General features: G+C 61.8%; 24 protein-coding genes and 1 pseudogene. 14 read left to right on the top strand and 11 right to left on the bottom strand.

Annotated features, from left to right (window positions below; translation table 11 throughout):
* Positions 1-1,440: ribonucleoside-diphosphate reductase subunit alpha (locus Q7T64_RS02890; RefSeq protein ID WP_304790862.1), on the top strand; the 1,440-nt coding region annotated here is incomplete at its 5' end.
* Between the two features lie 85 nt (positions 1,441-1,525).
* On the top strand, positions 1,526-2,743 hold the full coding sequence (locus tag Q7T64_RS02885) for a ribonucleotide-diphosphate reductase subunit beta (RefSeq protein WP_304790859.1): 1,218 nt from the start codon (positions 1,526-1,528) through the stop codon (positions 2,741-2,743).
* Between the two features lie 94 nt (positions 2,744-2,837).
* Here the strand turns inward: Q7T64_RS02885 and Q7T64_RS02880 are convergent, their stop codons facing one another.
* Positions 2,838-3,263, bottom strand: coding sequence for a hypothetical protein (locus Q7T64_RS02880; protein ID WP_304790856.1), 426 nt, complete (start codon positions 3,261-3,263; stop codon positions 2,838-2,840).
* 37 nt (positions 3,264-3,300) lie between these two features.
* On the opposite strand from Q7T64_RS02880, the gene Q7T64_RS02875 reads away from it, so the two are divergent.
* The 3 genes from Q7T64_RS02875 to Q7T64_RS02865 all read left to right on the top strand — a co-directional run bounded on the left by Q7T64_RS02875 (position 3,301) and on the right by Q7T64_RS02865 (position 4,912).
* Positions 3,301-3,993 carry a histone H1-like repetitive region-containing protein gene (locus Q7T64_RS02875; RefSeq protein WP_304790869.1) on the top strand — a complete coding sequence of 231 codons (693 nt, stop codon included), beginning with the start codon at positions 3,301-3,303 and terminating at the stop codon, positions 3,991-3,993.
* A 92-nt stretch (positions 3,994-4,085) separates the two neighbouring features.
* On the top strand, positions 4,086-4,625 hold the full coding sequence (locus tag Q7T64_RS02870) for a YggT family protein (protein WP_304790851.1): 540 nt from the start codon (positions 4,086-4,088) through the stop codon (positions 4,623-4,625).
* The gene (locus Q7T64_RS02865; RefSeq protein WP_304790848.1) at positions 4,622-4,912 is read left to right on the top strand and encodes a DUF167 domain-containing protein; all 291 of its coding nucleotides are present in this window, start codon (positions 4,622-4,624) and stop codon (positions 4,910-4,912) included. Before Q7T64_RS02870 ends, Q7T64_RS02865 begins: the two co-directional genes overlap by 4 nt.
* Positions 4,913-4,978: 66 nt before the next feature.
* Here the strand turns inward: Q7T64_RS02865 and Q7T64_RS02860 are convergent, their stop codons facing one another.
* The 8 genes from Q7T64_RS02860 to Q7T64_RS02825 form a co-directional block, all read right to left on the bottom strand.
* Complete coding sequence (locus Q7T64_RS02860; protein ID WP_304790844.1) at positions 4,979-5,914, bottom strand: carbohydrate kinase family protein; 936 nt, start codon at positions 5,912-5,914, stop codon at positions 4,979-4,981.
* A gap of 67 nt (positions 5,915-5,981) precedes the next feature.
* Positions 5,982-7,070 carry a DUF3426 domain-containing protein gene (locus tag Q7T64_RS02855; protein ID WP_304790841.1) on the bottom strand — a complete coding sequence of 363 codons (1,089 nt, stop codon included), beginning with the start codon at positions 7,068-7,070 and terminating at the stop codon, positions 5,982-5,984.
* A gap of 1 nt (position 7,071) precedes the next feature.
* Positions 7,072-7,980: a 50S ribosomal protein L11 methyltransferase gene (gene prmA, locus Q7T64_RS02850; protein ID WP_304790838.1), complete on the bottom strand. Its 909-nt coding sequence runs from the start codon at positions 7,978-7,980 to the stop codon at positions 7,072-7,074.
* A 10-nt stretch (positions 7,981-7,990) separates the two neighbouring features.
* Positions 7,991-9,373 carry an acetyl-CoA carboxylase biotin carboxylase subunit gene (accC, locus tag Q7T64_RS02845; protein ID WP_304790835.1) on the bottom strand — a complete coding sequence of 461 codons (1,383 nt, stop codon included), beginning with the start codon at positions 9,371-9,373 and terminating at the stop codon, positions 7,991-7,993.
* A gap of 52 nt (positions 9,374-9,425) precedes the next feature.
* On the bottom strand, positions 9,426-9,878 hold the full coding sequence (accB, locus tag Q7T64_RS02840; protein ID WP_304790832.1) for an acetyl-CoA carboxylase biotin carboxyl carrier protein: 453 nt from the start codon (positions 9,876-9,878) through the stop codon (positions 9,426-9,428).
* A 75-nt stretch (positions 9,879-9,953) separates the two neighbouring features.
* The gene (aroQ, locus tag Q7T64_RS02835; RefSeq protein ID WP_304790828.1) at positions 9,954-10,391 is read right to left on the bottom strand and encodes a type II 3-dehydroquinate dehydratase; all 438 of its coding nucleotides are present in this window, start codon (positions 10,389-10,391) and stop codon (positions 9,954-9,956) included.
* A gap of 83 nt (positions 10,392-10,474) precedes the next feature.
* Positions 10,475-10,996: a TlpA disulfide reductase family protein gene (locus Q7T64_RS02830; RefSeq protein WP_304790824.1), complete on the bottom strand. Its 522-nt coding sequence runs from the start codon at positions 10,994-10,996 to the stop codon at positions 10,475-10,477.
* The gene (locus Q7T64_RS02825) at positions 10,993-11,607 is read right to left on the bottom strand and encodes a hypothetical protein (RefSeq protein WP_304790820.1); all 615 of its coding nucleotides are present in this window, start codon (positions 11,605-11,607) and stop codon (positions 10,993-10,995) included. Before Q7T64_RS02825 ends, Q7T64_RS02830 begins: the two co-directional genes overlap by 4 nt.
* 54 nt (positions 11,608-11,661) lie before the next feature.
* Here Q7T64_RS02825 and mpl point away from each other — a divergent pair, with 54 nt between their 5' ends.
* From mpl to corA, 7 genes are all read left to right on the top strand, one after another.
* Positions 11,662-13,077, top strand: a complete 1,416-nt coding sequence (gene mpl, locus Q7T64_RS02820; RefSeq protein ID WP_304790817.1) for a UDP-N-acetylmuramate:L-alanyl-gamma-D-glutamyl-meso-diaminopimelate ligase — start codon at positions 11,662-11,664, stop codon at positions 13,075-13,077.
* A complete protein-coding gene (locus tag Q7T64_RS02815) occupies positions 13,074-13,652 on the top strand; it encodes a YqiA/YcfP family alpha/beta fold hydrolase (protein ID WP_304790814.1) in 579 nt (192 codons plus the stop codon). Before mpl ends, Q7T64_RS02815 begins: the two co-directional genes overlap by 4 nt.
* Before the next feature lie 10 nt (positions 13,653-13,662).
* Positions 13,663-15,765, top strand: a complete 2,103-nt coding sequence (locus Q7T64_RS02810) for a ribonuclease catalytic domain-containing protein (RefSeq protein WP_304790811.1) — start codon at positions 13,663-13,665, stop codon at positions 15,763-15,765.
* A gap of 87 nt (positions 15,766-15,852) precedes the next feature.
* A complete protein-coding gene (locus Q7T64_RS02805) occupies positions 15,853-16,740 on the top strand; it encodes a TonB C-terminal domain-containing protein (RefSeq protein ID WP_304790807.1) in 888 nt (295 codons plus the stop codon).
* Positions 16,740-17,567: a shikimate dehydrogenase gene (gene aroE, locus Q7T64_RS02800; protein ID WP_304790804.1), complete on the top strand. Its 828-nt coding sequence runs from the start codon at positions 16,740-16,742 to the stop codon at positions 17,565-17,567. Before Q7T64_RS02805 ends, aroE begins: the two co-directional genes overlap by 1 nt.
* Before the next feature lie 6 nt (positions 17,568-17,573).
* Complete coding sequence (mtgA, locus tag Q7T64_RS02795; RefSeq protein ID WP_304790801.1) at positions 17,574-18,299, top strand: monofunctional biosynthetic peptidoglycan transglycosylase; 726 nt, start codon at positions 17,574-17,576, stop codon at positions 18,297-18,299.
* A gap of 376 nt (positions 18,300-18,675) precedes the next feature.
* Positions 18,676-19,641: a magnesium/cobalt transporter CorA gene (gene corA / locus Q7T64_RS02790; RefSeq protein WP_304790797.1), complete on the top strand. Its 966-nt coding sequence runs from the start codon at positions 18,676-18,678 to the stop codon at positions 19,639-19,641.
* Positions 19,642-19,774: 133 nt separating this feature from the next.
* Here corA and hemL read toward each other — a convergent pair whose 3' ends face one another.
* On the bottom strand, positions 19,775-21,067 hold the full coding sequence (gene hemL, locus Q7T64_RS02785) for a glutamate-1-semialdehyde 2,1-aminomutase (protein ID WP_304790794.1): 1,293 nt from the start codon (positions 21,065-21,067) through the stop codon (positions 19,775-19,777).
* Positions 21,068-21,086: 19 nt separating this feature from the next.
* Positions 21,087-21,911, bottom strand: a complete 825-nt coding sequence (locus Q7T64_RS02780) for a hydroxymethylpyrimidine/phosphomethylpyrimidine kinase (RefSeq protein WP_304790790.1) — start codon at positions 21,909-21,911, stop codon at positions 21,087-21,089.
* Positions 21,912-22,005: 94 nt separating this feature from the next.
* Between Q7T64_RS02780 and Q7T64_RS02775 the strand changes: the two genes are divergently transcribed.
* Positions 22,006-22,158, top strand: a complete 153-nt coding sequence (locus Q7T64_RS02775; RefSeq protein ID WP_304790865.1) for a rubredoxin — start codon at positions 22,006-22,008, stop codon at positions 22,156-22,158.
* A 180-nt stretch (positions 22,159-22,338) separates the two neighbouring features.
* A pseudogene (locus tag Q7T64_RS02770) lies at positions 22,339-22,473 on the top strand (response regulator); the annotation flags it as partial.

Here is a 22,473-nt window from a genome sequence, read left to right as displayed (position 1 = left end):
ATGGAAGGCGGCAACTGGACCTTGTTCAGCCCAGCCGAAGCCACCGACCTGCACGATAAATACGGCAAAGCGTTTGAAGAAGCCTACATCGGCTACGAAGCTAAAGCCGCCCGTGGCGAAATGCGTCTGGCTAAAACCATTCAGGCCGCCAGTCTGTGGCGCAAGATTTTGACGATGCTGTTCGAAACCGGCCATCCATGGATCACGTTCAAGGATCCCTGCAATATCCGGTCGCCGCAGCAACACGTCAGCGTCGTGCACAGCTCCAACCTGTGCACCGAGATCACGCTCAACACCAACGATTCCGAAATCGCCGTCTGCAACCTGGGCTCGGTCAACATGCCGGCCCACATGAAGGATGGCAAGCTCGACCACGTCAAGCTGCAAAAGACCGTTCGCACCGCCATGCGCATGCTCGACAACGTGATCGACATCAACTATTACGCCGTCAAGAAGGCGCGCGACTCCAACCTGCGCCATCGTCCGGTGGGCATGGGGATCATGGGTTTCCAGGATTGCCTGCACATGATGCGCATCCCGTACGCCTCCAACGACGCGGTGGAATTCGCCGACCGTTCGATGGAAGCCGTCTGTTACTACGCCTACCAGGCATCGACCGAACTGGCCGAGGAACGCGGTCGTTACAGTTCCTACCAAGGTTCGCTGTGGGACCGTGGCATCCTGCCGCAGGACTCCCTGAAGCTGTTGGCCGAAGAGCGCGGCGGCTACCTCGAAGTGGACCAGAGCGAAAGCATGGACTGGTCGTCGCTGCGTGCACGCATCAAGCAGTTTGGCATGCGCAACTCCAACTGCGTGGCGATTGCGCCAACGGCCACCATCTCCAACATCATCGGCGTGGCCGCCTGCATCGAGCCGACCTACCAGAACCTGTACGTCAAATCCAACCTGTCGGGCGAGTTCACCGAAATCAACGAATTCCTGGTGCGCGACCTGAAGGCGCGCGGGCTGTGGGATGAAGTGATGATCTCCGACCTGAAATATTTCGACGGCAGCCTGGCCAAGATCGACCGCATTCCGCAAGACCTGCGCGACTTGTACGCCACCGCGTTCGAAGTCGATCCGAAATGGCTGGTGGAAGCCGCATCGCGCCGCCAGAAGTGGATCGACCAGGCGCAGTCGCTCAATATTTACATGGCCGGCGCCTCCGGCAAGAAGCTCGATGAGACCTACAAGCTGGCCTGGTTGCGCGGACTGAAAACGACCTACTACCTGCGCACCATCGGCGCCACCCATACCGAAAAGTCGACCTCGAAGACCGGCGCATTGAATGCGGTCAACGCCGACGGCGGTCTGTCCGGCGCATCGACAGCGGCAGCCGCAGCCAGCGTCACGCCGGTCAGCGATGCCGATATCGCGGGTCCGGCCTGCATGCTGCGTCCCGGCGACGACGGCTTTGAAGAGTGCGAAGCCTGCCAGTAATCCCGGCCCTTGCGGCCAACCCCGGCTTGCCGCCAGTCAAGGGCGGCGCCGGGCCTGACAACAGTAGAGACAAAGAGGAATGAACATGCTGTCCTGGGACGAAGAAGTCACCCCCGTAAAAGCGCCAGCCGCAACTGCAGCACCAGCACCGGGCGCCATCGCGCCTGCATTGGCACCGGCGATCGCTCCTGCGATCGGACAGGCCACCTTCGCCAACGTCGCGCTCGACCCGGCACTCATGGCGAGCGCGCCAGTCGCGCCGCCGGCAGCACCGGCCGAGCCGCAACGCCGCGTCAATGCCGCCGACAAGCGCATCATCAACGGCCAGACTGACGTCAACCAGTTGGTTCCGTTCAAGTACAAATGGGCATGGGACAAGTACCTGGCCGGCTGCGCAAACCACTGGATGCCGCAGGAAATCAACATGCAGCGCGACATCGAGCTGTGGAAAAATCCGAACGGCCTGACCGACGACGAGCGCCGCCTGGTGACCCGCAACCTGGGTTTTTTCGTGACGGCCGACTCGCTGGCCGCCAACAATATCGTGCTGGGCACCTACCGCCACATCACGGCGCCCGAATGCCGCCAGTACTTGCTGCGCCAGGCCTTCGAAGAGGCGATCCACACGCACGCCTACCAGTACATCGTTGAATCGCTGGGACTCGACGAAGGCGAAATCTTCAACGCCTACCACGAAGTCAAATCGATTCGCGACAAGGACGAGTTCCTTATCCCGTTCATCGACACGCTGACCGATCCGCAATTCTCCACCGGCACACTGGAGACCGACCAGACATTATTGAAGTCGCTGATCGTGTTCGCCTGCCTGATGGAGGGTCTGTTCTTCTATGTCGGCTTCACGCAGATCCTGGCGCTGGGACGACAGAACAAGATGATGGGTGCTGCCGAGCAGTACCAGTACATCTTGCGCGACGAGTCCATGCACTGCAATTTCGGAATCGATCTGATCAACACGATCAAGCTCGAGAACCCGCATCTGTGGACGCCTGCATTCCGCGACGAGATAAAAGCGTTGTTTTTACAGGCAGTGGAGTTGGAATATCGCTACGCAGAGGATACAATGCCGCGTGGTGTGCTAGGACTCAATGCGCCGATGTTCAAAGGCTACCTGCGCTTCATCGCAAACCGTCGTGCGCAGCAGATCGGTCTTGACGTGCTGTATGCGCAAGAAGAGAATCCGTTTCCATGGATGAGCGAGATGATCGATCTGAAAAAGGAACGAAACTTTTTCGAGACACGCGTCATCGAATACCAGACGGGCGGCGCACTGAACTGGGAATGACACTGAACCGGGAATGATCAGCACGGCCCGGAAATGGATTCAAGGATTCAAGGATTCAAGGATTCACGCAGCGCCAGCAGCAGGCAACGCGGATTTACCGCAGCAAGGCAGACGGACCGGATCCGGGCAGGGATGAGATAGCAAGGCACTCGACGAAGTCGAATCGAAGCTGCGAACTCAGAAAGGCAAATAAAAAGATTGATGGACAGTAGACGACCTGTACGCGCCACACTGCTTTTCTTGCAGAGCCCGAAGATAGAGGGCATGGCAGCGTATTCTTCGAAAAAGGGTTTGTCTGTCCTGAAACAGTATTCCAGCGCCGGCGTTGTTGCCGGCGTTTTTTTTGGTCTGCAGTCCGGCGAGCAGGTGACCGACGCAGTCCACTAAATGGCTGAAGTGCTGCATATGCGAGGAGATGCAGCAGTTCAGCTGGTGCCGAATTCATTAGCGCAAACGATGGAATGCTTGCGCCGATGAATAATCCACCTGCCGCATCGCGATGGGGCAGGGGGGTTTCCATCTTGTAGCTTGATATCCATCACGTGAAGGAGAAACAAATGGCAACAGCAGCGAAGAAACCGGCGGCCAAGAAACCCGCCGCCAAGAAGCCCGCAGCCAAAAAAGCTGCAGCGCCTAAAAAGGCAGCAGCCAAGAAACCGGTAGCCAAGAAAGCGGCTCCGAAGAAAGCGGCAGCCAAGAAGCCTGTAGCGAAGAAGGCAGCACCGAAGAAAGCAGCGGCCAAGAAAACCGTCGCCAAGAAAGCGGTCGCCAAGAAAGCGGTAGCGAAGAAGGCAGCACCGAAGAAGGCAGCGGCCAAGAAAGTCGTCGCCAAGAAAGCGGTAGCGAAGAAAGCAGCGCCAAAAAAGGCAGCACCTAAGAAAGCAGCGCCGAAGAAAGCCGCTGCCAAAAAGGCCGCACCTAAAAAGGCCGCTGCCAAAAAAGCTGCGCCTAAAAAGGCTGCTGCCAAGAAGCCTGCTGCGAAAAAGCCGGCTGCCAAAAAGCCTGCCGCTAAAAAGCCTGCTGCTGCGAAGAAGCCTGCTGCCACGAAGAAGCCTGCCGCCACGAAGAAGCCTGCTCCTGCCAAGAAGCCTGCTGCTGCGAAGAAGCCTGCTGCTCCGAAGAAGCCTGCTCCTGCGAAGAAAGCAGAAAAGCCTGCTGCTGCAAAACCAGCCGCGGCTGCTGCACCTGCTGTGAAGACGGTGCTCAATCCTGCGGCGGCCTGGCCGTTCCCGACAGGCCCACGTCCGTAATTCCCGGCGTTTGCTTGGAAGCCCGATTCGCTTCGGGCACAATTCCCGCTGCATGCCCGTCGTGCGGCGGGAATTTTTTTTGAGGAGTGGCCGTGCTCTACAGCATTCTCAACCTGATCGTCGACATTGTTGCCAGTACCCTGGGTTTCCTGTTCTGGTTGCGTTTCTGGTGCCAGGCGGTGCGGGTAAGGCCGCCTTCCCCGTTCGGTGAATTCATGACACGGCTGACCAACTGGCTGGTGATGCCGCTGCGCCGGGTCATTCCGGGTGTCGGCGGCTATGACTGGGCATCGCTGCTGGGCGCCTTCCTGGTGGCGCTGGTGGCCGCCACGATCCTGTCGGCGCTGGCCGGCCGCCTGATGCCCGCGACCGTATTGCTGCTGGCCTTGCACCAACTGGCAAGCTGGATACTGTATTGCCTGATGGGTGCACTGATCATTGAAGTGATCTTCAGTTGGGTCAATCCGCAGGCGCCACTCGCCCCCTTCGTGCGCGCGCTCAACGCACCGGTGATGCGGCCCTTTCGTCGGATACTGCCGCCGATTTCCGGTGTCGACCTGTCGCCGATCCTGGCTTTCATCGTGTTGCGCATTGCCTTGGCCGTCGTCGACGCCGTGTTCCGCGTGGCATGAAGCCGGGGCTGGTCCGGCTGTCGGTGCAGGTCGTGCCCAACGCCCGGAAAAGTGAAGTCGCCGGTGAAATTGACGGCGTGTTGCGGATCCGGCTGCAAGCGCAGCCGATCGAAGGGCGCGCCAACGAAGAACTGGTGCGCTTGCTGGCCAAGCTGCTTGGGGTGAGCAAGTCCAGCGTGCAGGTCGTGCAGGGCTTGTCCGCCCGCCGCAAGGTGATTGAAATCCAGTGCGGCAGCGGTGCCGACGCGCACAGTATCCGGCAGGCTTTGCTCGGCCAGGCCGGCTAAGACCGGCCGCAGCGCGGCAAGCTGCCGCTTGCGTTCAATCGTCAGCCAGCGGTGGTTTGCGTTTGCTCAAGGGTAGCGATAGCCAAACGCCTGCTGGAAGCGCTCGCGGATTTCGGCAACGGACGGTGCATGATTCTGTCCGCCCTGATGCGTGATCTTGATCGAACCCATCAGGCTTGCCAGCCGGCCGGTGGTCGGCCAATCCATCCCTTGCGTGAGCCCGTACAGCATGCCGGCACGAAAGGCATCGCCGCAGCCGGTCGGGTCCACCACCTGGTCCACCGGCACACAGGGAATGTCGATGCGTTTGCCGCCGGTAAAAATATGCGCGCCGTGTTCGCCGCGCGTGACCACCAGCGCTTCCACACGCTGCGCGATCTGCTCCAGCGACAGGCCGGTGCGCTCGGTCAGCATCTCGCCTTCATAGTCGTTGACGGCCACATAGGTGGCCAGTTCGATGAACTGGCGCAGCTCCGCACCATCGAACATCGGCAATCCCTGGCCCGGATCGAAGATGAAGGGAACCTTGAGTTCGGCGCAGTCGCGGGCGTGCTCCAGCATGCCGTCGCGGCCGTCCGGCGCAATGATGGCCAGCTTCACCGGGCCGGCATCGGCGATGCGGTTCTCATGCGAATAGGCCATGGCGCCCGGATGGAAGGCGGTGATCTGGTTACTGGCGGCATCAGTCGTGATGAATGCTTGCGCTGTATAGGACGCCGGTACGCTGCGCACGCAGCGCTCCGAAATGCCCAGTGCCTTGAGTCGTTGCAGGTAACTGTCGCCATCCTGGCCAAGCGTCGCCATGATCAGCGGCTCGCCGTCGAGCAGCTTCAGGTTGTAGGCGATATTGCCGGCGCATCCGCCGTATTCGCGGCGCATGCTGGGCACTAGGAACGCCACGTTGATCTTGTGCAGTTGGTCCGCCAGCAGCGCTTCGGAGAAGCGGCCGTGGAAAGCCATGATGGTGTCGAAAGCCAGCGATCCGCAAATCAGGGAAGTCATGTCAGTTGTCCGTTGTTTTTTGATGGCCGGCGTCGGGGCGCCGGCTTGCAGGGTCAGGGGTCGGGGTTCAGGGATAAAAAGCGTAGAGCAGGTAGCCGGATGCGCTCAGTTGATCCAGCGCGAAGATCACGCGAACCGGCTTTTCGGATTTGGCGGCGAAACCGCGCTCGCGATCCTGGGGCCGCAGGTATTGCGCCGGTGCCAGCACCCGGCGGGCGACCGGTTCGCCGGCCGCATTGTTGAGGGTCAGCTGCAGATGGGGCCATGTTTGCGCGACATCGCTGCGATTGCGCAACAGCATGCCAAGCGTGAAGGTATTGTCGCTGGCCGGCATGGCTTGCAGCTCGTGCGATTCGATCGTGATGAATTCGATCTGCATGGGCATGCCCACCGTGCATCCGAACGCGCTGCAGAGCTGCGTCAGGACCGGCATGGTCGCCGGCCATTGCGCGGCGATCGGCGTGCGAAATGCGAATGCCGCCTGCAACAAGGCCAGTAGCGCCAGCAGGACGGAGCCGAAGGCCAGCCATACGCGCCGTTTGCTGGCCCGGGCTTGCTGGATGCGGGCGCGCCGCACGAACTCGGGCTCCTCGTTGTCGAGCGCGTCTATCGCATCCAGGCTGGCATCGTCGCTGCCGCCGGCGCGCCAGGGCTTGCCTTGCAAATCGGCAATCGCCTGGCTGATGTCGTCGGATTCGCGCTCGGTTGTGCGCGTCCCGGCCGCTGTAGTCGGTGGCGCAAAAGCCTGGTCCTGCTGCCGATGCGGATAGGGACGGATATCCATCAGCGTCATGCGGGTCAGCGGGTCGGGCTCCGCAGTGGGCGTGTCGCCGTCGGACAGTGCCTGGCTGGCAACCGCTTCGGCTGCGGGAACGGACTGATTTGGATCCGACTGATCATGGCCGGCTACGGGCCGGATTGTCGTCGACAGGTCCGACGCGGGCGGGGTGACTGTGGGCGGCGCCGGCGGCAAGCTTGCAGGGATGGGCGGTGGCACCGCGGTTGCTGCCGCCGGCGTAGCGGGCAGCAAGTGCTCGACACCGTTGAATATTTCCTTGCAGGAGCCACACCGGACCAGGCCACCGCGCAGCTTCAACTGGTCATGCGTGACCCTGAAGGTAGTGCTGCAATAAGGGCATCGCGTGGCCAGCGACATGCTAGGGCCCCCGGCTTCCCGCCAGTGCTACCCAGCCATCGTGCTCGGCCCAGATGGCAAGCGTCATGAAGGGCGCGTAAACGGCAATCACTTCCTGCGCCTGGCGTGCCAGTACACCGGACAGCACCAGCGAGCCGCCGGCGGCAACCCGGCCGCACAACATCGGCGCCATCAGCTTTAGCGGGCTGGCGAGGATGTTGGCGACCACGACGTCAAACTGTCGTCCCTGTGCCACCGATCCGAACTGCTCCGGCAGGTAAAAAGCGATGTCGCACCGATTGCGTTCGGCGTTGTCGCGCGCACTCTCGATAGCCTGGGGATCGATATCCACGCCCAGCACTTCGGCTGCGCCGAGCTTGCTGGCGACCATGGCCAGGATGCCGGAGCCGCAGCCGTAGTCGAGTACCGTCTTGCCGGCAAACGGTTGTTGCTCCAGCCACTCCATGCAAAGCCGTGTCGTCGGATGGCTGCCAGTACCGAAGGCCAGGCCCGGGTCGAGTTCCAGCACCAGCGCATCCGGGTCCGGCGCCTGGTGCCAGCTTGGCACGACCCAGATGTTGCGGCCGATATGGATCGGATCGAATTGGGATTGCGTCAGCCGCACCCAATCCTGCTCGGCCACGCTGCGCAGCAAACAAGGGGTATCGGCGGGCAGGCCGGCGGCGGCCATCGCTGCAGCAAGCAGGTCGGCATGCGGCGCGCTGGCGTCGGCCAGTGCAATCACGCGGCTGCGTTCCCAGGCTGCCTCGGCAGGCTCCATGCCGGGTTCGCCGAACAGGGGCTTTTCGGCATCCGTGCCTTCGTCGGCGTCTTCGACTGAAACCGACAGCGCGCCCGCTTCCATCAGCGCGTCCGACAAGGACTCTGCATGGGAGCGCGGTACTTCGATGACGATTTCAGTCCAGCTCATGGGGAATTGCTCAGGCCTTGGCGATTTTTGGCGTGTCTTTGGTCAGGTCCGGCCGGTTGGCGAGTTTCTGCTCAAGATAGTGGATGTTGGTGCCGCCTTCGATAAAGCGGGCGTCGACCATCAGTTCACGATGCAGCGGAATGTTCGTCAGTATGCCTTCCACCACCATTTCCGACAGCGCGATCTGCATGCGGCGGATCGCCTGGTCGCGGGTGGCGCCGTAGGCGATCACCTTGCCGACCATCGAGTCGTAGTGCGGCGGAACATAATACCCGGCATAGGCATGGGAGTCGACGCGGATGCCCGGGCCGCCGGGCGGATGCCAGGACAGGATGCGTCCGGGAGACGGCGTAAACTTGAACGGGTCTTCGGCATTGATGCGGCATTCGATGGCATGGCCCTTGAGCTCGATATCGCGCTGGCGGAAACGCAGCTTTTCGCCGGCCGCCACGCGGATCTGCTCTTGTACCAGGTCGATGCCGGTAATCATTTCCGATACCGGATGCTCGACCTGGATGCGGGTGTTCATTTCAATGAAATAGAACTCGCCGTTTTCGTACAGGAATTCGAAGGTGCCGGCGCCACGGTAGCCCATCTTGCGGCAAGCTTCGGCGCAGCGGTCGCCGATGCGCTCGACGATCTTGCGCGGAATCCCCACCGCTGGCGCTTCCTCGATCACTTTCTGGTGCCGGCGCTGCATCGAACAATCGCGCTCGCCCAGCCAGACCGCATTGCGGAACTCGTCGGCCAGTATCTGGATCTCCACGTGGCGCGGATTTTCCAGGTACTTCTCCATATAGACTTCCGGATTGCCGAAGGCGCTTCCGGCTTCGGTGCGGGTCATGGCGACCGCCGACAGCAAGGCCGCCTCGGTATGGACCACGCGCATGCCGCGTCCGCCGCCGCCGCCAGCGGCCTTGATGATCACCGGATAGCCGACCTTGCGCGCGATGCGGATGATTTCTTTCGGGTCCTCCGGCAACGCGCCCTCCGAACCGGGGACGCACGGCACGCCAGCCTTGATCATGGCCTGCTTGGCCGAGACCTTGTCACCCATGAGCCGGATCGTTTCCGGCCGCGGCCCGATGAACACGAAGCCGGATTGCTCGACCCGCTCGGCGAAGTCTGCATTCTCGGACAGGAAGCCATAACCCGGGTGGATCGCTTCGGCATCGGTCACTTCGGCCGCACTGATGATGGCCGGCATGCTGAGGTAGCTGTGCGACGAAACAGCCGGGCCGATGCATACCGACTCGTCGGCCAGCTTGACGTACTTTGCGTCGCGGTCGGCCTCGGAGTGGACGACCACGGTTTTAATGCCCATTTCACGGCAGGCGCGCTGCACGCGCAGGGCGATTTCACCGCGGTTGGCAATCAGGATTTTTTCGAACATAGTGGGGGATGTCTTGCGTTAGACGGATGGCCGCAGTTGCGGTCGGGCCCGCTCATCCAATGATGAACAGTGGCTGCCCGTATTCAATCGGCTGGCCATTCTCGACCAGGATTTGCTTGACCACGCCGGTCACTTCGGCATCGATTTCATTGAGCAGTTTCATTGCCTCGATGATGCACAGGGTGTCGCCGAGCTTGACTTCGGTGCCGACTGCCACAAACGGCGCGGCGCCTGGCGTTGCCGCCCGGTAGAAGGTGCCGACCATCGGAGACTTGACGACATGTCCCTCGGGCACGACCGGCGCCGGCGCGGCTTCGGGCACAACTGCGGCGGCAACAGCGGGTGCGGGTGCGGCGACCTGATGCGGCATCATCATCATCTGGCCTTGCGGCGCCGGGGACGATTTCACGATCCGGACCTTGCTTTCGCCTTCCGTCACTTCAAGTTCGGCAATGTCGGATTCGGCGACCAGGTCAATCAGGGTCTTGAGTTTGCGTAAGTCCATAAGATCCTCGGGAATTTTTGAATGCTGCGCTGTTACCGGCATCCGGTGCCGGCGGTAGTGTGGGCTTGCTGCTGGCTAGAGCCGGCTCAATGCAAAGTCGATTGCGGCGGTATAACCATCCACGCCAAGCCCGCAGACCACGCCAACGGCGATGGCAGACAGGCAGGAATGGTGGCGGAATGCTTCCCGGGCATGTACGTTCGAAATGTGCACTTCAATGAACGGGATTGCCACACCGGCCAGTGCGTCACGCAATGCAATGCTGGTGTGGGTCAGGCCGCCCGGATTGATGACAATGGCATCCACCCCGGCGATCCTGGCTGCGTGGATGCGGTCAATCAGCTCGCCCTCATGGTTGCTTTGCAGGTGGTCGAACAGCGAGCCTGCCTTGGCAACCTGGTTTGCTGCTGCACGCACCACATCGTCCAGGGTCGCGCGTCCATAGACCCCAGGCTCACGGATACCGAGAAGATTGAGGTTCGGCCCATTCAGCAAGAGGATATTCTTGGCCATCGAGCCGGACTCCGTTTGACGACGATGGCGGCATTTTGCCGTTAAATGACGAGGATTGGCAAGAAGAAATGCTCGCGCCCGTTTTAAAGCGCCAACAGGTCGCGGCGCAACTCGTCGATCTTGACCCTTCCGAGGTACTGCTTGCTGATCTTTCCCCGGCTGTCGATCAGCACCGTATACGGCAGTCCGCCGGCCTTGTTGCCCAGTTGCCGGGACAAGTCGGTACCACTGGCGCCGCCCACCACCAGCGGATAGCTGATCTTTTGTTTTTTTGCGAATTCGGCGATGTTGCTTGCAGAATCGATACCGATGCCTACAATCTGCATTTTCCCCACGCCGAATTCCTGCTGTAGCGCATTGAGTTCCGGCATTTCGTCGACACACGGCGGACACCAGGTCGCCCAAAAATTCACCAGCACCGGTTTGCCCCGGTATTGACTCATCGGCATCGCCGATCCGCTGGCGTCCGGCAGGGCCAGCGCAAAGAAGCGGGCGCTGCCATCGTCCGCCGCGGGGCCTGGAGCGTAGCGGTTCATGCCAACATAAACGCCGATGCCGGCAAAAAGAATGGCGATGAGTAATAACAGGGGCCAGCGTAGCTTCATGGCGGGGTTCCGGCGGCGAGTTGTCGTACGGCGTTGATGTCCGCGCGTTCCAGGGTCCGGCCGTCCGGCTTGCGGCGGCCTGCGCGCAGGTCGTCGACATTATAAATTGCCAGATGCACGCCCTCCCGGCGGTGCAGGAAGCTCAAGCGCTCGATCGTGCCCCCGCGCCCTGAAAAATGCGGCAATTCGGATACTTCAAAATCGATGCGCCGGTTCAGCAGGTGCATTTCGACATCCTTGGGGCTGTCTGTAAACAGTTGCAGATGGATGTCGCTGTGTTCGCCGGCCGTACCGTTGAGCACCGCGCCGGTCAGGTAGGGCGAAAAAACTTGCAAATCCGTCATGACTTCCAGCGCCAGCTCGCGCAGCTTTTGCAAGCGGGCGGGCTGCGTGTCGCTCAGGAATAGTTCGTTGTAAGCACGCACTTCGTCCTCAATCTGTGCATTGTCAGGCAGCACGTCGCCATTGACGCGGCGCTGGCCAAGCAACTGCCGGATTGCGCGGCGCTTGGCCGAGGCGTAGTCGGCGCCGTCTTCGGCGATCATGCGGGCGGCTGAGGCGGCAATTTCGGCCCTGAGCTGTTGTGCATCGGCGAGGTGGTCGGTCGGCATGGCTTGCCTGTGCGGGTCGGGTAGAATCCCGGTATTCGAATCCATGATTTTACAATGCATATTCATATACTAGGCATCTGCGGCACTTTCATGGGCGGGCTGGCGGTGCTGGCCAAAGAGGCCGGGCATCGCGTGACCGGCTGCGACGCCAATGTCTATCCGCCGATGAGCACCCAACTGCAAGCGCAGGGCATCGAACTGATTGAAGGCTTCGGTTGCGAGCAAATGGCGCTGGCGCCTGACCTGTACGTGGTCGGCAATGTCGTTTCGCGCGGCAATCCGCTGATGGAAGCCATACTCAACCAGGGCTTGCGCTATACCTCGGGCCCGCAGTGGATCGGCGAGCACATCCTGCAAGACAAATGGGTGCTGGCAGTGGCCGGCACGCATGGCAAGACCACGACCTCCTCGATGCTGGCCTGGATCCTGGAAGACGCTGGCTACCATCCCGGCTTCCTGATCGGCGGCGTGCCGGTGAATTTCGGCATTTCGGCGCGCCTGACCGGCGCTGGCGACACCTCTTTCTTCGTGATCGAGGCGGACGAATACGACACCGCCTTTTTCGACAAGCGCAGCAAGTTTGTCCACTACCGCCCGCGCACGGCTGTACTGAATAACCTGGAATATGACCACGCCGACATTTTCCCGGACCTGGCCGCCATCGAAACCCAGTTCCATCATCTGGTGCGCACCGTGCCGGGCGTCGGACGGCTGGTGGTCAATGCCCGCGACGCTTCGCTGGACCGGGTGCTCGCGCGCGGATGCTGGAGCGAGGCGGAGCGTTTCGGCGGACAAGCCGGATGGGAATTGGGCGAATCCGGGGCACCGGATGGCAGTTTCAATGTGATCCACGATGGCGCATTGCAGGGGACGGTGCGGTGGGAGCTGACGGGTGAGCACAATCGGCTCAATGCGCTGGCGGCGATCGCCGCTGCGCGCCATGTCGGGGTGCCGGCAGCGCAGGCCATCGCATCGCTGGCCGGTTTTCGCAACGTCAAGCGGCGTATGGAAGTGCGCGGCGAAGCGGGGGGTGTCACGGTGTACGACGATTTCGCCCACCATCCGACGGCGATTGCGACCACGGTGGCGGGCTTGCGCAGCAAGCTCGGGACTGGCCGCATACTGGCCGTGCTGGAGCCGCGCTCCAACACCATGAAACTGGGGACGATGAAGAACGCGCTGCCGGGCAGCCTGGAACAGGCGGACCTGGTCTACGGCTACGGCGCACGCGACGGCCGCGATGCCCTGGGCTGGGACTTGCAGCAGGCGCTGTCGCCGCTGGGCCCACGTGCAGCGGCCTTCGACAACCTGGAGCAACTGGTCGCCGCCGTCACGCGCGACGCCCGGGCTGGCGACACTATCCTGGTGATGAGCAACGGCGGATTCGGCGGGGTCCATCAAAAAATCCTGGATCGGCTCGGGGCAGGGCCGGGCGCCGCCGACGCGCCTGAAATGAAAGTCCGAACTTGATCGTCTACCTGCATGGATTCCGCTCGTCGCCACTTTCTTTCAAGGCGCGCCTGCTGCAGCAACGCATGGACGCGCTGGGATTGTCCGGCCAGTATCGCTGTCCGCAATTGCCGGCGTCGCCCAAAGCGGCCGTCGCGCTGGTGCAAGGACTGATTGCCGGTGTGCCCGCCAAAGAGTTGTTTTTGATCGGATCGTCCCTGGGCGGCTATTATGCAACCTGGCTGGCTGAGCAAACCGGCTGCAGCGCCGTGATGCTCAATCCGGCCGTGGCCGCCGCGCGCGACCTGGCGCAACATGTCGGACTGATGCCGGCCTGGCATTCGAACGAAGCGTTTGAATTCCGGCCTGAATACCTGGACGAACTCAAAGCGCTGGCGATTCCGGCAATTTCCCGGCCCGAGCGCTATTTCCTGATCGCAGCAAGCGGCGACGAGGTGCTGGACTGGCGCGAAATGACTGCTTATTTCGCCCTCGCCCGGCAACGCGTCATAGCAGGCAGTGATCACGGCTTGTCCGATTTTCCCGATTATCTGGATGACGTGCTGTCGTTTTGCCACGTCGACATCAACCCATAGCGTGCATTGAATGAATTTGTTTTTTGAAGAGTCTGGCGATTTCAAGGCCGGGACCGTGCTCTCCCAGCAGGGCGAGGCGTGGCAGGTCGAGATGCCGTCCGGAAAGCGGACCAAGGTTCGCGCACGTGACGTGTTGCTGCAATTCGAGACGCCATCCCCGGAACAACTATTGCAGGACGCCCGCGCCGTGGCGGACCAGATCGACCTGGATTTCGTGTGGGAAGTCGCAGGCCAGGACGAATTCGCATTTGGCGACCTGGGTACCGAGTATTTCGGCCAGAATCCCGCTGCGCATGAATCCGCCGGCTTGCTGCTCAAGTTGCATGGTTCGCCGATCTATTTTTACCGCAAGGGACGGGGTCGATACAAAGCGGCGCCCGAGTCTTCGCTCAAGGCGGCGCTGGCCGGCGTGGAAAAGAAAAAGCAGCAGGCCTTGTTGCAGGCCAGCTATGTCGACGAACTCAAGGCCCATCGGCTGCCGGAGCCGATGCGTGCAATGGTGCGGCAACTCTTGTTCCGGCCGGACAAGAACACCGTCGAGTACAAGGCGCTGGAAACCGCGTGTGCCGAATTGCAGACCACGGCGCCGCGCCTGATGTTGCAGATCGGCGGCATTGCCTCCACCATCGATTTGCATTGCGCGCCGTTCCTGATGGAGCATTTTCCGCGCGGCACCGGTTTCCCGGCGCTGCCAAAGCCGCAGATTCCCCGGCTGGAGCGGGCCGACGTCCGGGCATTCTCGATCGACGACGTGACCACCACCGAGATCGACGACGCTTTTTCAGTGACCATCCTGACTGACGGGCTGATCCGGGTCGGCATTCATATTGCCGCGCCGGCGCTGGGCATCAAGCGCGGCGACGCTGCCGACGAGCTCGCCCGCCAGCGGCTCTCCACGATCTACATGCCGGGTGACAAAATCACCATGCTGCCCGACGAGCTGGTGGAATGCTTCACGCTGGCAGCAGGCCGCGACTGCCCCGCCGTATCGCTGTATGTCGTGGTCGATACCGCCGACTGGAGCGTGAGCAGCATGGAGACGCGGGCCGAACTGGTGCCGATGGCGTCCAACTTGCGGCACAACGATCTCGACGATGTCGTCACCGAAGAGAATCTCGCCAGCGGCGAGGGCGACTACCCGCACAAGCAGGAGCTGTCCCTGCTGTGGCAGTGGATCCAGGTGCTGGAACGGGGCCGCATGGCCAAGCGCGAGTCTTTCGGCCTGAAGCCTGAACAGAACAACCGGATCGACTTCAATTTCTATGTCGAGAACGACATCGTCACCGTGCAGCGGCGCAGGCGTGGCGCGCCGCTGGACAAGCTGGTGGCCGAACTGATGATTTTCGCCAATAGCAGCTGGGGCCGGATGATGCACGACCATGGTGTGCCCGGCATCTATCGCAGCCAGGGCGGCGGCTGGGGCACGCGCATGCAGGTGCGCATGCTCACGCACGCCGCGCCGCACCAGGGCCTGGGCGTTGACCAGTACGCGTGGAGCACATCGCCGCTGCGCCGCTACACCGACCTGGTAAACCAGTGGCAGATCCTGGCGTGCGTCGAGCATGGCGTGACCGCGCCACTGGTGGCCACCTTCAAGCCCAAGGATGCCGATCTGTTTGCCATCGTGTCGGCGTTCGACGCTGCTTACGTTGCGTACAACGAATTCCAGTCGACGATGGAGCGTTACTGGTGCCTGCGCTGGTTGCAACAGGAGAACGCCAGGCAAGTGGACGCCGTTGTATTGAAGGAAGAAATCCTGCGGCTGTCCGACATCCCGTTGATGATCAAGCTGCCCGGCATGACGCCGCTGGCGCGCGGCACCCCGGTCCGGCTGGACTTGCTGCGCTGGGACGAAGTCGACCTGTCGGTCGAGGCGCGCTTGCTCGAAGTTGCCGGTTCCGCGTCCGATGACCTGATGACGGATGCCGATGCCGAACTCGACGATGCCGCCATGCTGACCGACCAGGAATCCGACGCCGCGCAGGATGAAGCAGCAACGTTGCCGCCAATGGATCTTGCGCAGGATGAAGCGCAGGAACCGGGCGGCGACGAGGACGCAGCAGCGCATCTGCCGCCGGCGACATCGGCGGCAGATGCGCAGCCGGCGCAATAGTTGCGTCACGGTCACGCTGCCGGTGCGCCGCCATAGGAAAGGCGGGGCCGGTGTCGTAGAATCGCTTACGCTTTCAAGGCCTGACCAGTGAAGTTTATTGTCAAAAATCCGACGCTTTCCATTGCCATAGGTGTTTCGCTGCTGGTGCATGGGGCATTGCTCGCCATCCGTTTCGTGCCGCCCGAAGCGCTGCGCTTCAAGCCGACCGATCCGGGGCTGGAGGTGGTGCTGGTCAACGCCAGGCACGACAGCAAGCCGGTAAAGGCGCAAGCACTGGCGCAGGCCAACCTGGACGGCGGCGGCAACGCCAATACGGGTCGCGCGAAATCGCCACTGCCGGACTTGCGCCAGAATTCCGATGGCGACAGCCTGAAGGCGGCGCGCCGCCGGGTCGCCGAGCTGGAAGAACAACAGAAAAAACTGCTGACCCAGACGCGCCAGCAAGAACGCAAGGCGCCGGCGCCCGCCGAACTCGACCGGCCGCTTGAAACCGCACCGGCGCCCGAAGGCAACGACCGTGTCGACAGCAGCCGTGCGCTGGCCCGCATGGAAGCCGAAATCTCGCGCAAGATCGAGGACTACAACCAGCAACCCAAAAAGACCCAGGTCACGCCGAACACGCGTGCAGTGGGCTATGCGATGTATTACAGTTCGCTGCAGCGCAGGATCGAAGATATCGGCACCCTGAATTTTCCTCAGGAGAATGGCCAGAAACTGTATGGGGAGCTGGTCGTGTACATACCGATTTACCACGACGGTACGCTGTATGAAAAAGAGGGCGGCCCGCGCATCGAGCGCAGTTCCGGCAATGCCGCCCTCGACAAGGCGGCATTGCGCATCGTGCGCCGTTCTGCGCCGTTCGGCCGCTTCCCGGCCAATATGCGCACCGCCGGCCGCGACGACGTCTGGGAAGTCATCACCCGTTTCAAGTTCACCCGCGAGGATGGACTTGAGACCCAGCTGCGTGGCGGCTGATGGCCTCGCCCGCCCGCTATGCCGTCATCGGCAATCCGATCGCGCACAGCAAGTCACCTGAAATCCATGCCTGGTTTGCACAACAGACCGGACAACAGATCAGCTATGAAAGGCTGCTTGCGCCGCTGGATGGATTCGAGGCCACCGTGCGCGCCTTCATCGCCGCCGGTGGCTGCGGCGCCAATGTCACGGTGCCGTTCAAGCTGGAGGCGCACGCGCTTGCCGACCAACTGTCCGACCGGGCGCGTGCCGCCGGCGCAGTCAATACACTCACGTTCACGAATGGCCGCATCCTCGGCGACAACACCGATGGCGCCGGGCTGGTGACCGATATCCGGGTCAATGCCGGCGTGACGATCCGCGCCAGGCGCGTGCTGTTGCTGGGCGCGGGCGGTGCAGCGCGCGGCGTGCTGCTGCCCCTGCTGGCCGAGCAGCCAGCGGCGCTGGTCATTGCCAATCGCAGTGCCGAACGAGCCCATGCGCTGGTGGCGGCATTCCGCGCCGGCGCCCAGGGCTGTGACTTGCGTGCCTGCGGCTATGGCGAATTGCCGGTCCAGGGGCAATTCGACCTGGTGATCAATGCCACCTCCGCCAGCCTGGACGCAGCCTTGCCACCGATTGCCGCCGGATGCTTCGCCGAACATGCATTCGCCTACGACATGATGTACGGCCGCGAGCCGACCATCTTCCTGCGCTTTGCCGCGCAATGCGGTGCGCAGGTGCGCGACGGCCTGGGCATGCTGATCGAGCAGGCAGCAGAATCGTTCCGGCTATGGCGCGGCGTGCAGCCGCCGACGGCCGCCTTGTTCCAGCTCCTGCGGCGCTGAGCGGATATGGGACGGCGCGCCAGCAAACCATCCATTGCCAGGCTGTTCGGAAAATTGCTGCTTTGGCTGGTGGCCGCCGCTTTCATTGCGGTGTTGTGCATACAGCTCTATTACTTCGTGCAGATTGCATGGTGGGTCAACAATAATCCATCCAGCACCAGCTTCATGGACCAGCAATTGCAGGTCATGCAAAAGAAAAACCCGAAGGCCCGCCTGCAGCATCGCTGGGTGGCTTACGAGCGTATTTCTGTCCACCTGAAACGCGCCGTGATTGCCGCGGAAGACGCGAATTTTTCCGGGCATGAAGGGGTGGACTGGCAGGCGATGCAAAAGGCGTGGGACAAGAACACGCGGCGCGGCAAAGTGGTGGCTGGCGGCTCCACCATTACGCAGCAACTGGCCAAGAACCTGTTCCTGTCGGGCGACCGCAGCTATGTGCGCAAGGCGCAGGAACTGGCCATCACCTACATGCTCGAGCTCCTGATGAGCAAGGAGCGCATCTTTGAAATCTATCTGAACGTCGTTGAATTGGGCAATGGCGTGTTCGGCGCGGAGGCGGCTGCGCGGCATTATTACGGTATTGCCGCGTCGCAACTGGGCCCGGAACAGGCCGCGCGGCTGGCGGTGATGCTGCCCAACCCGCGCTATTTCGATCGCAACCAGGGTTCCGCCTACCTGGCCCGGCGCACCGACCTGATCCTGCGCCGGATGCGGGCGGCTGAACTTCCCTGACCGGTGTCCGGTGCTGTTGCAGCGGCCTGCACAGGACCGTCATGGAATCGACACCGGCCTGACATCAAGCCGACATCGACACACATCCACACGACATCCACCCACCATCGGCTTGCCTGCGCCGTGCCTTCTCAGTACACTTGCGCTGGTTTCATATCCGGAGACCCGACTTGGGTAGTCCTTCGTCCTGGTTCGCGCCCGTTTTGGGCAGCTGACCGGCGAGCAAGCGCTTCGAAGCTCCCGCGCTGCTCGCCAATATTGGCGGGCGGTGCAATCAGATTGAACCTGGCGGCATTCCCCGAAAAATTCATCCCGTGCGCGACGCAATCCGTCGCGCGCGTTGTTGCGCAGCCGACGGCTGTGCACAGGAGTGCAAATGCTCAATGTATTCGTTTTGCAAAATGGACGGCTAAACCAGGTCAACATTGACCGGCGGGAAGATCTCGACCCGATTTCGCCGGTCTGGGTCGACCTGACCGACCCCACTGAAGAAGAGCGCGACTGGGTCAAGAGCACCTACGGCATCACGCTGCCGGATGAAGACGAAGTCAAGGATATCGAAGCCTCGGCCCGCTATTACGAAGCGGAAAACGGCGACCTGCATTTGCGCACTGATTTCCTGCTCGACGACGATGACGGTCCGGCCAATGTCGTCACGGTCGCCTTCATCCTGGCCAGGAACATGCTGTTTTCGGTGCATACGGACGACTTGCCGATTTTCCGGCTGGTGCGCATGCGCGCCCGTTCCCGTCCGGGTTCGATTGAAGATCACAAGGACGTGCTGCTCGACCTGTACGCCACTGATGCGGAATATTCCGCCGATGCGCTCGAAGGCATTTACCAGAATCTCGAAGAAGTCAGCCGCAGCGTGCTGCAAAAGGACTTTACCGACAAGGACGCGGCCGAGTCGCTGTCGGCGATGGCGCAGGAAGAAGATCTGAATGGCCGTATCCGTCGCAACATGATGGATACCCGGCGCGCGGTCAGCTACCTGATGCGCGGTCGCCTGCTCAATGCCGACCAGTTCGAAGAAGCGCGCCAGATCCTGCGCGACATTGAATCGCTGGACGGCCACACCGCCTTCCTGTTCGACAAGATCAACTTCCTGATGGACGCCACGGTCGGCTTCATCAACATCAACCAGAACAAGATCATCAAGATTTTTTCGGTGGCCTCGGTGGCGTTCCTGCCGCCAACGCTGATTGCCAGCATCTATGGCATGAACTTTCGCATCCTGCCGGAGCTGAACTGGGAACTGGGCTATCCGTTCGCGCTGATGCTGATGGTCGGTAGCGCCGTCGCGCCGTTCTGGTATTTCCGCCGGCGCGGCTGGTTGAAGTAGGAAGCGAGGGGCAAGCAGGAAGCGAGCCGCGCAGCGACGCCGGGCAGCGCCCGGTGTCAGTGTCCTCCCTGGTCTATTGCAGTCTGCGCACGATGGCTACGCTGTGCGCGTATCCATCGTCGTCAATCCCCGCTCAAGCCTGCGCAAATGCCTTGCGTGCCGCCGCGATGGTTTCGTCAACCACGGCATCGCTGTGCGCGGCCGAAACAAACCCTGCTTCGAACGCGGAGGGCGCCAGGTATACGCCCTGGTCCAGCATCGCATGGAAGAAGGCATTGAAGCGATTCTTGTCGCACGCCATCATTTGCTGGTAATTCGTCGGTACCTGGTCGGCGAAATACAGGCCGAACATGCCGCCGACCGATGCCGAACAGAAGGACACGCCGGCTTCGCGCGCGGCCTGGTCCAGCCCCGCAGTGAGCCTGCGCGCGGTGGCGGCCAGCCCCTCGTAGAAGCCTGGTTGCTGGATCAGTTTCAGTGTCGACATGCCGGCTGCCACGGCGACCGGATTGCCCGACAGCGTGCCGGCCTGGTACACACCGCCCAGCGGCGCCAGGTGCTGCATCAGCTCACGCCGGCCGCCAAAGGCTGCCACCGGCAAGCCGCCGCCGATCACTTTGCCCAGCACCGTCAGGTCCGGCACGACGTCGTACAGCGCCTGTGCGCCGCCCAGCGCGACGCGGAATCCGGACATCACTTCATCGAAGATCAGTACCGCGCCGTCCCGCGTGCACAGCCGGCGCATGGTTTGCAGGAAGGCCGGCGTGGCAGGCAGCAGGTTCATGTTGCCTGCCACCGGCTCGACGATCACGCAGGCAATCCGGTCGCCCATCTTGTCGAACGCGTCTTCCAGTTGCTGCGGGTCGTTGTAGTCCAATACCATCGTGTGGGCTGCAAAATCGGCCGGCACGCCGGCAGAAGTCGGATTGCCGAAGGTCAGCAGTCCGCTGCCGGCCTTGACCAGCAATGAATCGGCATGGCCGTGGTAACAGCCTTCGAACTTCACGATCATGTCGCGTCCGGTTGCGCCCCTTGCCAGGCGCAATGCGCTCATCGCCGCCTCGGTGCCGCTAGAAACCAGCCGAACCTGCTCGACCGACGGCACCAGGCGGCAGATTTCCTCTGCCATCTGGACTTCGGCCTCGGTCGGTGCGCCAAAGGACAGGCCGCGTGCTGCGGCTTGCTGCACGGCTGCTACGACTTGCGGATGCGCATGGCCGACAATTGCCGGCCCCCAGGAGCCGATGTAATCGATATAGCGGCGGCCGTCCGCGTCCCAGAAGTGCGGGCCTTGCGCATGGGTGATGAAACGTGGCGTACCGCCGACCGAGCGAAAAGCGCGCACCGGGGAGTTGACGCCGCCTGGCGTGGTGATCTGGGCGCGCGTGAAAAGCTGGTCGTTCAGGGAGGAAGTGGGAGTCGTCATGCCGGAAATGTGAGGTCAGTCAGGAAATGTCATTGGGTTCGCGCGCCCAGAAATAGCGGTCGGGAATCAGTTTGCCCATGCCCAGTCGTTGCGCATGCGCCAGCGTGGCAACGGCAAACTCCTGCGCTTCGGCCACGGCTTCGGGTACATCGAGGCCGTTGGCCTGCAAGGCGGCAATCGCGGCCGACAGCGTGCCGCCGGAACCAGCGAACGACCCGGGCTGGCGCGGCCAGCTATCGTGCCGTATCAGGCCTTCTTCGCTGTAAAGCGTGTTGGACACCTCATGCATTTCACCCGCTGTGCCGGTGACGAATACATACTGGCATCCGAGCTTGATCACCTCGGCCGCATCGTCGGCCACCGTGGATGTCGCAGAAGGCTCGCGCCAGCTTTCGGCAAAACGACCCAGCTCGACGGCGGACAGCAGCAGCAGCGTGGCCTGCGGCACCAGCAGTTCGCGCATCGCGATCAGCGATTGCTCGCCTTCTTCGGACTCGTCCGGAATGCCGCTGCAAAATGGGTCGAGGATCAACGGAATGTCAGGATAGTCGGACATGATCTCGGCAATCGCGGCGATGCTTTCGAGACTGCCGACGTAGCCGATCTTGAATGCGGTAACCTGCATGTCTTCGAGCAGCACACGGGCCTGGTCGGCTACCCAGTCGGCGTCGATATGCTGAACATCTTCAACGCCGGTGGTATCGCCGATCGAGATCGCCGTGATGACCGACAGCCCGTGGCAGCCCATCGCTGCGAAGCAGGCGAGGTCGGACTGGATGCCGATCGCGCCGACCGGATCCGTGGCGCCAAAGGTCAGGACAAGTGGCGGAGTTTGGTTTTGCACAGAGCCTGGATTAAGATACGGGACTTTGCATTTTAACCTTGAAGGGCAGCGTGTCGTGAGCAATACCGAAACTACAACTGAATACAAGACATGGATGTGCCTGATCTGCGGATGGGTATACGACGAAGCCGCCGGATTGCCCGAGGAAGGCATCGCGCCCGGCACGCGCTGGGCCGACGTGCCCATGAACTGGACCTGTCCTGAATGCGGCGCCCGCAAGGAAGACTTCGAGATGGTCGTCGCCTGACCAAACAGGGCCTTTCATCGCGGACAGTCCTTGATTTTCATCAAGCCCTGACTGGTCGGTTGTTCAAGCATTCGCCAAAAAACTACGCTGGAAAACCGATCTGGTTTTCTTGTCTTGGCTCATCTTGCTTTTTGTCACACTTGCGCCGTATATTGGGCGCAGAGCTCAATGGACGACGTGATGACAATAGCAACTGATTCAATTGATGCAACCGAGCCAGCGCGCCCGAAGATCATGGTGATCGATGACAGCAGCACCATCAGGCGCTCCGCGGAGATTTTCCTTGGGCAGTCCGGATATGTCGTCGTACTGGCC

Origin of the sequence: Lacisediminimonas sp., assembly GCF_030645335.1 — a bacterium.
GTDB lineage: Bacteria > Pseudomonadota > Gammaproteobacteria > Burkholderiales > Burkholderiaceae_D > Lacisediminimonas.
The sequence above is the reverse complement of the archived record's forward strand: the minus strand, read 5'-3'. Positions and strand labels throughout refer to the sequence as shown.